Source organism: Brevibacillus sp. YAE8, assembly GCF_057543335.1.
The window spans coordinates 46,598-60,488 of the sequence record NZ_BAAIYG010000009.1 but is presented as its reverse complement, the minus strand read 5'-3'; the positions used below and the strand labels follow the sequence as shown (position 1 = coordinate 60,488).

Annotated in this window: 10 protein-coding genes; 9 read left to right on the top strand and 1 reads right to left on the bottom strand. The window is 56.1% G+C overall.

Translation table 11 applies throughout. From position 1 onward, the window contains the following. The first annotated feature begins 14 nt into the window (after positions 1-14). On the top strand, positions 15-932 hold the full coding sequence (locus AC27IT_RS13795; RefSeq protein ID WP_327990712.1) for a DMT family transporter: 918 nt from the start codon (positions 15-17) through the stop codon (positions 930-932). A gap of 201 nt (positions 933-1,133) precedes the next feature. On the opposite strand, the gene AC27IT_RS13790 is transcribed toward AC27IT_RS13795, so the two are convergent. Beyond that, complete coding sequence (locus AC27IT_RS13790; protein WP_007783597.1) at positions 1,134-2,450, bottom strand: helix-turn-helix domain-containing protein; 1,317 nt, start codon at positions 2,448-2,450, stop codon at positions 1,134-1,136. A 388-nt stretch (positions 2,451-2,838) separates the two neighbouring features. On the opposite strand from AC27IT_RS13790, the gene AC27IT_RS13785 reads away from it, so the two are divergent. The 8 genes from AC27IT_RS13785 to AC27IT_RS13750 all read left to right on the top strand — a co-directional run bounded on the left by AC27IT_RS13785 (position 2,839) and on the right by AC27IT_RS13750 (position 13,760). Beyond that, positions 2,839-3,771 carry an ABC transporter permease gene (locus AC27IT_RS13785; RefSeq protein WP_005829531.1) on the top strand — a complete coding sequence of 311 codons (933 nt, stop codon included), beginning with the start codon at positions 2,839-2,841 and terminating at the stop codon, positions 3,769-3,771. A 3-nt stretch (positions 3,772-3,774) separates the two neighbouring features. After that, positions 3,775-4,719 carry an ABC transporter permease gene (locus AC27IT_RS13780; protein WP_005829533.1) on the top strand — a complete coding sequence of 315 codons (945 nt, stop codon included), beginning with the start codon at positions 3,775-3,777 and terminating at the stop codon, positions 4,717-4,719. Positions 4,720-4,747: 28 nt separating this feature from the next. Continuing rightward, on the top strand, positions 4,748-5,767 hold the full coding sequence (locus AC27IT_RS13775; protein WP_005829535.1) for an ABC transporter ATP-binding protein: 1,020 nt from the start codon (positions 4,748-4,750) through the stop codon (positions 5,765-5,767). Beyond that, the gene (locus tag AC27IT_RS13770; RefSeq protein ID WP_007783650.1) at positions 5,768-6,715 is read left to right on the top strand and encodes an ABC transporter ATP-binding protein; all 948 of its coding nucleotides are present in this window, start codon (positions 5,768-5,770) and stop codon (positions 6,713-6,715) included. Positions 6,716-6,751: 36 nt separating this feature from the next. Then, positions 6,752-8,386, top strand: a complete 1,635-nt coding sequence (locus AC27IT_RS13765) for a peptide ABC transporter substrate-binding protein (protein WP_327945379.1) — start codon at positions 6,752-6,754, stop codon at positions 8,384-8,386. 125 nt (positions 8,387-8,511) lie between these two features. Beyond that, on the top strand, positions 8,512-10,299 hold the full coding sequence (locus tag AC27IT_RS13760; RefSeq protein WP_487091857.1) for a S9 family peptidase: 1,788 nt from the start codon (positions 8,512-8,514) through the stop codon (positions 10,297-10,299). A 5-nt stretch (positions 10,300-10,304) separates the two neighbouring features. Beyond that, the gene (locus tag AC27IT_RS13755; protein ID WP_005829544.1) at positions 10,305-12,323 is read left to right on the top strand and encodes a S9 family peptidase; all 2,019 of its coding nucleotides are present in this window, start codon (positions 10,305-10,307) and stop codon (positions 12,321-12,323) included. A 36-nt stretch (positions 12,324-12,359) separates the two neighbouring features. Further along, positions 12,360-13,760: a M20/M25/M40 family metallo-hydrolase gene (locus AC27IT_RS13750; RefSeq protein WP_007783662.1), complete on the top strand. Its 1,401-nt coding sequence runs from the start codon at positions 12,360-12,362 to the stop codon at positions 13,758-13,760. The last annotated feature ends 131 nt before the right edge of the window (positions 13,761-13,891 follow it).

Here is a 13,891-nt window from a genome sequence, read left to right as displayed (position 1 = left end):
AGAAGGAAAAAACGATGATTCGTTCATACTTGCTGCTGCTTTTTTGTGTGACGCTGTGGGGAAGCAACTTTGTGTTCGGGAGCATGCTGGTCAAAGAGTTTCCTCCGCTGTTTCTCGCCGATGTCCGGCTGATTTTCACGTCGCTGTTTTTGATTTTGTACGCCTGGCTGACGAAAAAATTCGTGAAAATTACGCTGCGCGAGTTGGGGCTGCTCGTCTTGCTCGGACTCGTCGGCACCTTGGCCAACCAGACGGCGTATTTCAACGGCCTGCTGACGACAGACGCCACGACCGCCTCGCTGATCCTGTCGCTGGCGCCGATTGTGACAGCCGTTCTGGCCTCGCTGTTTTTGAAGGAGCAGTTTACGCTGCGCATGAAAATCGGTTCGGGCATCGCCTTGCTCGGCACTTTTTTCGTCGTGGGGATTGGAGCGGGCCTCTCCATTTCCAAAGGCGTGCTGTTGATCGTCATTGCGATGGTGACGTTCTCGGCGTCGATGATTATCATTCGCAAGCTGACGCAGACGATGCAGCCGTTCATTACGACGGTGTATTCGACGACGGTCGGGACGCTGTTTTTGACGCCTGCGGCGATGCTGACGCTCGATTCCACGGCGCACATCAGCCATGAAGCGTGGGCGTGGGGCATGTTGATCGTCACCGCGATTCTCATGCAAGGCGTGTGCGGGATCGTCTGGAATTCGCAGTTGAAAATTGTCGGGACAGGGAAGGCGGCAATTTTTCTCAACTTGCAGCCGTTCGTGGCGATGCTCGTCGGCTTTTTGCTGCTCGGCTCGCAGGTGACCGCGATCCAGGCGGGCGGCTCTCTTTTGATCGTCGCAGGCGTCGTCGTCGCCAGCGTGCGCTCGAAGCGGTCCGCGCAGGCGGCGGCGCAAAGGCTCGCCGATCGTCCGAATCGCTGCAACGTTTAGAACCATACAAAAGCCAAAAACCAAACGGCAAAAAACCAGTCCGCCACGGCATCGCTTCAAACGCGCACCGTGTCTCAGACTGGTTTTTTGTACTGTACAGATAAGAATGGATAAGATGGTTATCCAGCATATGTGCAACTAAGGCTGAGCCAAGCGGTTGGCGCGGCCAAGTTTTCTAATCGGGCATGCGGACGATTGTACTTACGGGCTGTCCGATAAAGCGGGGAGAACGCGGTAAATTTTGCGCGGGCGTCCGCGATTGGTCGGGGTTTCCTCGCCGATCTGCTCGATGACGTTGTGCTCCGCCAGATCGCTCAAAATCCGTCTGGCATTGCGCGGCGTCATGCCCATCCATTCGGCCATTTCCGCCGCGCTGATGTAATTTTGCCCCAACGCCTTTTGCACCGAAATGATTTTGTTCAAGGTCGTAATGCTGACCCCGGCCTTTTTCAGTCCTTCGCTGATCTCCTTGTCCTCTGTCCAGTACTCGTAGCTGATGCTTTTGGCCTGGCGCAAGGGGCCTTCGATGGAGCCGTCGTGATCGACGAGAATCGCGGCGTTTCCGTGCTTTTTGGCGTGGACGAGCGCGAGCTGCGCGTTGCGTTCGGCCGCCAGCGCGGTGACGCCAAAGCCGATGCCCATATTGGCTGTCGAGTTGGTGAGCAGCATGATTTTTTCCAGCAGGCACGTCGGATGGAACGCCGGGTTGTCTTCGAACGAGCCGCGTGTAGAAAACAAAATGAACTTGTAGTTGCCCAACGAGACGAAGCTTCCCGAGATGGATTCGGTGTAGTCGAGCACGATCTCCTGCAGCTTGAGGTCGAGGCGGCGCAAATCGTAAGCGTTTGCAGGTTCATTGGCGAGCTTGTCCATATCGGATACTTCCAGCAGTTGCACGGCGATTTGCGACCGTTTGAAGTGCAGCGTCTCGCCCTCCTGCAAAATTTGCTTGAAAATTTCGCGGAACGTCAGACGGGTGAAGCCCATCCGGTACACCTTGATCCCTTGGCGCTGCAGTTCTTCGGTCACGGACAGCATCCCGGTGACGCAGGCGTCTACTTTTCCTTCCCGGACGAGAGCCGTGTGATAGGCGACGAGGTGGTTGGTGAGCCGGAACTCCTGGTACGGATTGAGATACGGCTGCTCGCACGTCAGCCCAAGCTCCTCCAGCGTTTCGCGAAAATGCATTTCTGATACGGTATCGAAGCTGACGCGATCCAGCGATAGCCCGTCGCGGTACACCAATTCCAGGAGCACCTTCGTCAGCACACTGGCGTTGATTTGCGGATAAAAAGCTTTTTGCTTGTGCAAATGCTGCTTCGCCATCGAGTAGGGGCCAATCCCGGAGAAAAACCAGATATCTACCTCCGGCTCGTTTTCTACCACGATCGTAGCCGCTTCCTCCGCGCGCTGGTAAACAAACGGAATCAGGACGAGGCGGTCTGCGAACTCTCGTCCCACCTTTTTCATCAATTCCACGGAATCTTTCGGACCTACTAAGCCGACTCTTATAATCATCATGTCCTCCAACTAAACGGTAAAGTACGGGATAACCTATTCGTCACGAAGTGGATCGATCCTCTTTTCGGCATTATCGTATCGTTATATTCCTGATGCCAATGCCATAAATACCCAGCCCAAGCAAAGGAAATCCAGCACGTGAGCAAAAGGCGTTTAAGGGATGTTTTAGGGAAAAATTCCGTATTAGCGTAGTTTACTATTAGAACAGGCGAGTTGCAACCGATGAAAAAATTATGAGTAAAACAAAAAAATCAGAATTGACATTAAATAAAGATATCACTATATTGTTGATTTAAGGAATGTTTTAGGTTAATTTCCGTTAAAGGGGGCCGAACGAGAGAGAAGCACGTTTTTTGCAAGCCTGGATAGGGGGAATAAGAAGAAAATGGCGCGTTACTTGTTAAAACGAATTTTGATGATGGTCGTTACGCTGTGGATTATCGTTACGCTGACGTTTTCCTTAATGCACATGATCCCGGGCGATCCGTTCGCCTCGGAATCCGATCAGCTCCCGGAGCAAATTTTGCTCAACTTGCGCGCCAAGTACCATCTGGATGAGCCGCTGCCGATGCAGTATTTGTCTTATCTGAAAAGCTTGGCGATGCTGGACCTGGGCCCTTCGATCAAATCAGAGACACGCGGGGTCAACGATATGATTAAAGACGGCTTCGGGGCGTCGGCCCTGATCGGGATGCAGGCAATCGTCATTGCGCTTTTTTTTGGACTGATATTCGGAATAATTGCGGCATTAAACCGAAATACATGGATTGATTATGCGGCGATGGTCATGGCCGTCCTGGGGATTGCGGTACCGAGCTTCATCATGGCGCCGCTGTTGATTAACTATCTGGCGATCAAGTGGCCACTGTTCCCGGTCGCGACGCTCGCAAGCTGGAAGCATTCCGTGTTGCCTTCCCTGGCACTTGCCTTCGGGCCGCTCGCGATCATCACGCGCTACATGCGGACGAGCATGATCGAAGTCATGAACCAGAACTACATACGGACAGCGGAGGCAAAAGGGATTCCGACTTTTCTGATTGTAGTCCGCCACGGCATTCGCAACGCGATTTTGCCGGTCGTCACGTTCCTCGGTCCGCTGGTGGCCGGGCTTTTGACCGGAACGTTCGTCGTCGAGAAAATTTTCGCGGTGCCGGGTATCGGGAAATATTTCGTGGACGGTATTTTCAACCGGGATTATCCGGTCATTTTGGGAACAACGGTGTTTTACAGCGCGATTCTCGTGCTGATTATTTTCTTGATTGACCTGGCGTACATGTTCATTGATCCGCGCATCAAATTGTCGAGCAGGGGGAGGTAGCCAATGGCGGCAGAACAAGCAGCGAATGAGCTGTTTCGACCAAGAGCACAAAAAACAGACGGGCAAGCTGTCCAGATGCGGCCGAGCCTGACCCATTTTCAACAGGTGACGCGCAAGCTCGTCCGCAACAAGCTCGCGATGGTAGGCTTTACGCTCATCGTGCTGATGGTGGTCATGGCCATCGTCGGGCCGCATCTGGTGCCGTACAGCTACTCGGACCAGAGCCTTTTGACCGCGAATCAGGAAATATCCGCCGAGCATTGGTTCGGGACGGACGAGCTTGGACGGGACATGTTTTCCCGCACCTGGTACGGAGCGCGAATCTCGCTCATCATCGGCGTCACAGCGGCGCTGATCGACCTCGTGATCGGGGTCACGATCGGAGGGATTGCCGGATACATGGCGGGCCGGGGCAAACGCGGCGACCGCATCGACACGATCATCATGCGTCTGATCGAGGTGCTGTACGGCTTGCCGTACTTGCTGGTCGTCATCATGCTGATGGTCGTCATGGAGCCGGGAATTTTGACGATTATCATCGCCTTGTCGGCAACTGGTTGGACCGGGATGGCCCGGCTCGTGCGCGGGCAGATTTTGCAGTTGAAAAACCAGGAGTTCATTATGGCGGCCCAGGTGCTCGGGGCAAAATTTCCGCGCATCCTGCTGCGCCACCTGATTCCGAACACGATTGGCGTCATTATCGTCAACCTGACGTTCACCATTCCGTCGGCGATTTTTGCCGAATCGTTCCTGAGCTTTCTCGGCTTGGGGGTACAAGCTCCCATCGCTAGCTGGGGGACGATGACGAACGATGCGCTGGGCGTGATTTTGACCGGAGACTGGTGGAGGCTGTTCTTCCCGGCTTTGATGATCTCGCTGACGATGTTCGCCTTCAACGTTTTCGGCGATGGCTTGCAGGACGCACTCGACCCGCGGATTCGTGAGTAACCGCGCCCAAGGATAGGAGGAACCGGGCATGACAGAGCAATTGCTGCAAGTAGAAAACCTCCGGGTACATTTCAAGACATACGGGGGAGAAGTACAGGCGGTGCGCGGCGTCACGTTTCACGTCGACCGCGGCGAAACCGTCGCTGTAGTCGGAGAGAGCGGCTGCGGAAAGAGCGTGACCGCCCAGGCGATCATGGGCTTGATCCCGAATCCGCCGGGACGGATCGTCGACGGGCGCATCCGCTTTGCCGGAAAAGACATCACGAGCCTGAGCAAAAAAGAGCTGCTCGCCTTGCGCGGCGCCGAAATCGGGATGGTGTTCCAAGATCCGATGACCGCACTGAACCCGACGATGAAGGTAGGAGCCCAGATCGTGGAAGGCTTCGTGCGCTCTCAGCAGGTGACGAAGGAAGAAGCGCGGCAAAAGGCCATGGAAATGCTGCGGCTGGTCGGCATTCCCGATCCGGAAAAACGGGTCGATCAATACCCGCACGAATTTTCCGGCGGCATGCGCCAGCGCGTCGTCATCGCCATCGCGCTGGCCAACAATCCGAAGCTGGTGATCGCCGACGAGCCGACTACGGCGCTCGACGTGACGATTCAGGCGCAAATTCTCGATTTGCTGCGCGAACTGCAAGCCAAGCAGCAGCTTTCTATCGTGATGATTACGCACGATCTGGGGGTCGTAGCGGAGATCGCGCACCGCGCTGTCGTCATGTACGCAGGGATCGTCGTCGAGACGGGCAAGGTCGAGGACATTTTCGCCAATCCGAAGCACCCGTACACATGGGGGCTGATGCGCTCGCTGCCGCGTATTGATGGCGAGGAAAAAGAACGGCTCGTGCCGATCGAAGGCGCGCCGCCAGACTTGTTCCATCCGCCAAAAGGCTGCCCGTTTGCCCCGCGCTGCCAGTTTGCGATGGAAATATGCGAGCAGCAGATGCCAGAGGCTAGCGTGTTTGAAAATGCACACCAGGCAGCATGCTGGTTGCATGATCCTCGGGCGCCCAAGCTGGATGAGCTCGTAGCAGCAGGGAGGCAGACGTAGATGAGTGAGTCATTGCTGGAAGTAAAAAATTTGAAGAAACATTTCGAGATCGGCAACGGCATCCAGCTCAAGGCGGTAGATGGGGTCACGTTTTCGATCAAGCGGGGAGAGACGCTCGGGCTGGTAGGGGAAAGCGGCTGCGGAAAGTCGACGCTCGGCAGGACGATGATTCGCCTGTACGACCGGACAGACGGCGAAGTTTTGTTCAAGGGCAAAAATGTACACCAATTAAAAGGAAAAGACTCGGCGCAGTTCAACCGCGATGTGCAGATGATCTTCCAGGACCCGCAGGCCAGTCTCAATCCGCGCATGACGGTCATGGATATTATCGCAGAAGGCTTGGACATCCACGGCTTGTCGCGCGGGGCGCGCGCCGATCGGGTCAAGGAGCTGCTGGAGCTGGTCGGTCTCTCCAAGCAGCACGCCAGCCGGTTTCCGCATGAGTTTTCCGGCGGTCAGCGGCAACGGATCGGCATCGCGCGGGCACTGGCGGTCGAGCCGGAATTTATCATCGCCGACGAGCCGATTTCTGCGCTCGATGTGTCGATCCAGGCGCAGGTCGTCAATCTGCTGGAAGATTTGCAGCAGGACAAAGGGCTGACCTACCTGTTCATCGCCCACGACCTGTCGATGGTCAAGCATATCTCGACGAAAATTGGCGTCATGTACTTAGGGAAAATGGTGGAAATGGCCGAGAGCTTCGAGCTTTACGCCAAACCATTGCATCCATATACGCAAGCCTTGTTGTCATCGATCCCGATTCCCGACCCGACGATCAAGCGGGAGCGCATCATTTTGCAGGGGGATTTGCCGAGCCCTGCCAATGCTCCGAGCGGCTGCGTCTTCCGGACGCGCTGCCCGAAAGCAACCGAGCAATGCGCACAAGAGGTGCCGGAGTGGATCGAGGCGGCGCCCAACCATTGGGTCGCCTGCCATTTGTATCGGTAGTACGATTTTACATCTTTTTATACAGGGGGAACCATTGTGAAGAAACTAGCTGCTTTTGCCCTGTCTCTGTCGCTCGTGGTGCCAGCGCTTGCTGGCTGCGGCGGCAGCGGCGGGACAGCAACCAACGGAGGTGCCACTACAGGTGCTCCAACTGCTGCGGTCAAACAAGAAGTCGTGTTCAACGCCAAGTCAGAACCGCCTGACTTGAACCCGCTCACCTCCACAGATACGACCTCTTTCTGGATTATGGATCATCTGGGCGAAGGGCTGTACACCAAGGACAAAGAGGGCAATCCGATCCTGGGCGCAGCAAAAGAAGTGAAGCTGTCCGACGACAAGTTGAAGTACACGTTCATTTTGCGTGACGATGCGAAGTGGTCGAACGGCGAGCCGGTGACGGCAGAAGATTTCGCCTATACGTTCATGAAGCACATTGATCCGGCGACTGCTTCCACGACTGCCTATCTGCTCTACTACATTAAAGGAGCAGAGGCTTACAACAAAGGGACTGGAAAAGCAGAAGACGTCGGCATCAAGGCTGTAGACGAAAAAACGCTGGAAATCGAGCTGGTAGCGCCAACTTCCTACTTCGACAAAATGCTCGCAACCCGCTACTGGCATCCGATCAACAAAAAGCTGGCCGAAGCCAATCCAAAATGGGCAGCCGATGCGGAAACGTACATTTCCAACGGCGCGTACAAGCTCGTTTCCTGGAAGCATGACTCCGAGCTGGTCATTGAAAAGAACGAGCATTACTGGAACAAGGACGACGTAAAAATGGAGAAGATCACCTGGAAAATGGTGAACGATGCCACGACGTCCTACCAGATGTACAAAAGCGGCGAGCTTGATTTCAACAAAGAGATGCCTTCTGACATTCTCGCCCAGGAAAAATCAAGCCCTGACTACAAATCCGTTCCATACTACGGCACGTACATGTACATGTTCAACGTAACGAAAGAGCCGTTCACCAACAAAAAGGTCCGCCGTGCTTTCGCAATGGCAATCGACCGCAAAGCGTTGACCGAAATGGTCAGCCAGGGCGGAGAAACGCCAGCTTACTCGATGGTACCGCGCGGAGCGATCACGCCGACAGGCAAAGACTTCCGCGAAGAAGGCGGCGACTACTTCAAAGAAGACGTGGCAGAAGCGAAAAAGCTGCTCGCAGAGGGCATGCAGGAAGAGGGCTGGTCTACTCTGCCTGAAGTAACGCTCATGTACAACACAGATGAGAGCCACAAAAAAGTAGCGCAGGCGATTCAGGAAATGTTGAAGAAAAACCTGGGCGTAGAAGTGAAGATGATGAACCAAGAGTGGAAAGTGTACCTCGACACGACGAAACAAAAGAACTACCAAATGGCTCGTATGGGTTGGGTAGGCCAAATCAGCGACCCGGCGTTTAACCTCGACTACTATTTGGGCGACAGCCCGAACAACCGCACTGGCTGGGTGAACAAGGAGTACGATCAACTCAACATGGCGGCAAAAGTCGAGCAAGATCCGAACAAACGGATGGAATTGCTGCATAAAGCCGAAGCGGTCCTGATGGATGACATGCCGTTCATTCCGATTTACCACTATCAGCAAAACTATTTGGTTAAACCAAACTTGGAAGGTTTGACATATCCGGTCAACGCTTTCCCAAGTGCGCGTTGGGCAACGAAAAAATAGAAAAAAGAGGAGTCTCTCCTCTTTTTTCCCTTTTCTACACGGTCATCCCCACGCAACGATTCGTCAGCCAAGATCCACCTACATACACACGCAACTTACGAGGAAAGGGTGATTGAACCTTGATTATGGACTATTTGCAAGTGAAGTCCGCCTATCAGTTGAAAGTGGTGCCGCAGACAGACGAGCTGACCTTTTTGACCAAGCTGACAGGCATCGCCCAGTTGTGGCGCTGGGACGAAGGGAGCCAGAGCGCGCGCCAGATGAGCTTTTTGCCTGACAGAGTGGTCGATTTCGGGCATTCGCCGTGCGGGACGAAAACCGTCGTAGGCATGGACAACAAAGGCGACGAACGGCAGCAGTTTTTTTTGTTGACGGACAAAGGGGCTGCCGTCAAGCCGCTCACGGATGCGCCGCAATGTTTCCACTACTTCGGTGGCTGGTCGCCTTGCAGCAAAAAGATCGCCTGGTCGAGCAACCGCAGGCATCCGCGCTGCTTCGACCTGTACGTGCAAGACGTGGACAGCGGTGTCTATGAAGAGGTGTATCGCTTTGACGGGCGCTGCGACCCGATCGCCTGGCTGCCGAATGGCAACGGCCTGATTTTTACCGTGCAGGAAACGAATATCGACAACGCGCTCTACCTGCTCGATCTAAAGAGCAGAGAGGCGAAGAAGCTGCCGATTTGCAGCAAGCAGGCGCGCTTCCAGTCGCTGCAATTGACGAAGGACGGCGAGCACGGCTACATCGTCACAGACCGCGACGACAATACGATGGCGCTTTGCCGCTTTTCGCTGGCAGATGCAGAGCTTGTGAAGCTCGTTCACATCGCGAAGTGGGATATCGAGGAAGCGAAGCTCTCGCCCGACGAGGATTTGCTTGCTTTTACCGTCAATCAGGGCGGGCGTTCCGTTTTGGGCGTTTACTCGCTGGCCGAAGAGCGCTGGGAGTTGGCGGAAAACGTGCCTGGCGGAGTAATTGCCGGATTGGCTTTCCGGGCGGATGAGCAGCTTGCCTTTGCGCTGAAAAGCCCGACCTTGCCCGGCGATATATGGACGTACTCGCTCCGCGAAAAAACAAGCGCGCGCGTGACGAGCATCGGCGTGGCGCGGACGATCCAGGACAAGCTGGTCGAGCCAAAGCTGTGTACGTTCCGTTCGTTCGACGGCCTGGAAGTTCCGTACTTCCTGTACAGCAAGGAAAAAACGGGCAAAAGCCCTGTCGTCGTCTACGTCCACGGCGGGCCGGAGAGCCAGATTCGCGCCGAGTATCATCCGGTTTTTCAATATTTGGCCAATCAAGGCTTCACCGTCGTGGCTCCGAATGTGCGCGGCAGCATGGGCTACGGCCGGGAGTACGTACAGCTCGATGATCGCCGCAAACGGATGGACTCTGTCGCCGATCTCGCCTGGCTGGTCAAAGACCTGTCGCAAAAAGACACGGTCGACCCGCAAGCAATCGGTATCATGGGCCGCAGCTACGGAGGCTTCATGGTGCTGGCCGCTCTGACCCATTACCCCGACCTGTGGGCTGCCGGAGTGGATATCGTCGGCATTTCGCACTTCCGCACGTTCCTGGAAAACACCGGGGAATGGCGGAGAAAGCTGCGCGAGGTCGAGTACGGATATTTGGGCGAGTACGACGATTTCTTCGAAGAGATCGCGCCGCTGAATCACTCCGCCAAGATCAAGGCGCCGTTGCTCGTCTTCCACGGGCGCAACGACACCCGCGTACCCGTCAGCGAGGCAGAACAGCTTGTGGCAGATATGCAGGCCAGAGGGCAGCAGGTTTCGCTGCACGTCTTCGAGGACGAGGGTCATTTCACGGAAAAGCTCGCCAACCACATCACGCTGAACCAGAGCATTACGCAGTTTTTCTTGCAGCATCTACAGCCTTCCCATAGTGAAAAGGAGTGAGGGGCATGACCAAACGAGGAATGACCGCAGAAGATTTGTACCAACTGAAGTACGCGAGCGATCCCCAACTGTCTCCGGACGGGCGCACCGTCGTCTACGTAGAAACCTCGATTGACGAGGAACATGCGTACCGCAACCATCTGTACGTAAGAGAGCTGGCAGCGGCAGAGCCGCGGGCGCTGACGACAGGCGCTGTGCGCGACACGTATCCGCGCTGGTCGCCGGATGGCTCGCAGCTTTCGTTCGTCTCCAAGCGTTCCGGCACGTCACAGGTGTGGCTGATGGACGCTACCGGAGGCGAGCCGCGCCAGCTCACTTTCTGCAAGGCAGGAGCAAGCACTCCGATCTGGTCGCCGGATGGCCGCTACATCGCGTTTTCTGCCCTGCTGGATCGCGGTGAGACGTTCCACGACCGCGAAGGCGAAGGCGAAAAGAAAGCGACTGCCCCGAAAGTCATCCACGTGGAGCGGATGAAATACAAGTCCGACGACCACGGCTACTTGTACGAAAAAACCCGGCAACTGGCACTGGTCGATGTGCAATCGGGAGAAATCACGGCGCTCACGGACGGCCCGTACCACCATACGGTCGGCTCCTGGTCGCCGGATGGACAATGGCTGGCGATCACGGCCAACCGCACGGAAAATCCCGACATGCAGCACAGCCTCGATGTGTACCTCATCCCGATTGCGGGAGGGGAATGGAAAAAGCTGACGAGCAGCAACGGAACCTTCTTTTATCCAACCTGGTCGGCGGACGGCAAAAAGCTCGCCTATATTGGCAGCGTGTCTGAAACCTACCTGAATGCGACGCAAAAGAAAGTATGGGTCTACGATTTGGAAAGCGGCCAGCAGACGTGCGTGACGGCAGACTGGGATGTGCAGATTGGCGATTCGACGATTGGCGACGTGCGCTCCCCGGGACATCCGAATCCGGGCGCGGTCTGGACAGAGGACGGAAGCGCGCTGTACGTGATCGTGAGCGAGCGCGGCAACTCCGGCATTTACCGCGTGTCGCTCGGTGGCGAGGCGACGCGCATCGTCGGCGGCAATCGCAACGTGTACGGATTTACCTTCCACGAGCAGCAGCAGACGGTGATCGCGGCCATTAGCGATCCGCTCATCCCTGGCGATTTGTACCAGATTGATTTGGCGACAGGAGCCGAGCGACGTCTGACAGAGCTGAACCGCGACTTTTTTGCGGATGTGGAACTGTCCGTGCCGGAAGAAATCGAGTTTACCGCACAAGACGGCTGGAACGTGCACGGTTGGATTTTGAAGCCGGTCGGCTACCAGCCAGGCGAAAAGTACCCGCTCGTCCTGCAAATCCACGGCGGCCCGCACTCGATGTACGGCAACACGTTTTTCCACGAGTTTCAGCTTTTGGCGGCAAAAGGCTACGCGGTGCTCTACACGAATCCGCGCGGCAGCTTCGGCTACGGCGAGCGCTTCATGCAGGCGTGCTGCGGCGATTACGGCGGCAAAGATTACCTCGACCTGATGAGCGCGGTCGATTACGCGTGCGCACAGTTCGACTTCGTGGACGAGTCGCGCCTCGGGGTAGCTGGCGGCAGCTACGGCGGCCTTATGACCAACTGGATCGTCGGGCAGACGAACCGCTTCAAGGCCGGGGTGACAGATCGCAGCATTTGCAACTGGATGAGCTTTTACGGCGTGAGCGACATCGGCTACTACTTCAGCGCAGAGGAAATTCAGGCGAATCCGTTCACCAACCCGGAAAAAATGTGGCATCACTCGCCGATCCGCCTCGTCGCCAACATGGAGACGCCGCTGTTGATTATGCACGGAGAACAGGATCACCGCTGCCCGATCGACCAAGCCGAGCAGCTTTACATCACGCTGAAACATCAAGGCAAGGCTCCCGTGTCTTTCGTCCGCTTCCCCGGCGCCAGCCACGAGCTGTCCCGCAGCGGCGACCCGGAGCAGCGCGTCCTCAGATTGCAGTACACCGCAGACTGGTTCGCGACGTACATGGAGCCAAAGGTGCCGAGCTTGCAGCAGTAATCGTACCACCCATTCGGTCTTGAGGAGGAGCGTACCATGAACAAGGAACAAGTATTGGGCTACGTCCAGGAAATATTGCCGGAGGCTGTCGACCGACTGAAGCAATACGCCAGCTTTCCAACAGTGTCCGCGCAGCATAAAGCGATCCCGGAGACGGTGGAATACGTGGTGCAGATGATTCGCGAGGCGGGCGGCGAGACAAAAGTTCTCGACGACCTGGGCGGCAATCCGGTCGTCTACGCCTTTTTTGCAGCGGGCAGCGAAGGCGACGCGAGCAAAACGTTGCTCTACTACAACCACTACGACGTTCAGCCGCCAGAGCCGTTCAACGAGTGGCAGACCGAGCCGTTCACGCCGACCGAGATCGACGGCAAGCTGTTCGCGCGCGGAGTGGCAGACAACAAGGGCGACCTCGTGGCGCGGCTTTCCGCGATCAAAATCTTGCAGCAAAAGCTGGGCGGCCTGCCGTGCAACATCAAGTTTTTGATCGAAGGCGAGGAAGAGATCGGCAGCCCGAACCTGGAGCCGTATTTGCGCAAGTACAAAGACCTGTTTGCAGCCGATGCGTGCATCTGGGAGTTCGGCGGAAAAGACGAGGCTGAGCGCATCAGCATGGTCGCCGGAATCAAAGGCATGGCGTATTTGGAGCTGACGTGCGTAGGCGCGGACATCGACATGCATTCCTCCGTGGGCGCGTATGTCGACAACGCGGCGTGGCGCTTGGTGCAAGCTTTGGCGACGATGAAAAACCAGCAAAACGAAATTTTGGTAGAAGGCTTTTTCGACGGGATCGTGGAGCCGACAGAAGAGGAAAAGCAGGTCGTGGCCGCGCTGCCGTTCAGCGAGGAAGCGACGGCGCAGCTATACGGCTTGAAGCGCCCGCTGATTACGGCGGCAAAAGGGGTAGACCCGCGTGAAGCGATGGTGTTCCATCCGACGATGACGATTTGCGGGCTGGACAGCGGCTACACGGGCGAAGGCGCGAAAACGGTTTTGCCGAAGGTGGCAAAAGCCAAGGTCGATTGCCGCCTCGTCCCAGGCCAAGACCCGGACCACATCCTGCGCTGCGTCGAGGCTCATCTGCAAAAGCACGGCTTCGACGACATTTCCGTCACGATGATTAACGGCCAAAAAGCGTACCGCTCCGCTTTCCGCCATCCGTTCGTCGCCCATGTGCTCGATTCCGCACGGGTTATTTATGAAAACGAGCCTGTGCTCGCGCCAAATGCGGCAGGAACTGGCCCGATGTACATTTTCGGGGAGCAACTTCAACTGCCCGTCGTCAGCACAGGTGTAGGCTGGGTCGGCTGCAAGGTACACGCTCCGAACGAATCTATCCGTCTGAAAGACTTTGAGGAAGGCATTGCCCACATGGTCGTGATGCTCTCCGGCTTTGCCCAGGCGCTGTCCGGGGCTGAAAAAGAAGTGGAAGCGTAAGCGCAAATTTCATTTCCCCCATTTCAAGACCTCGTCCAGACGGGGTCTTTTTTTACCCGGTTGCTGTTTGCGACAGCTACGGAGTGGACTTTCATTTTGCAAACCATGTACAATCGACTTAGCGAAGCTGT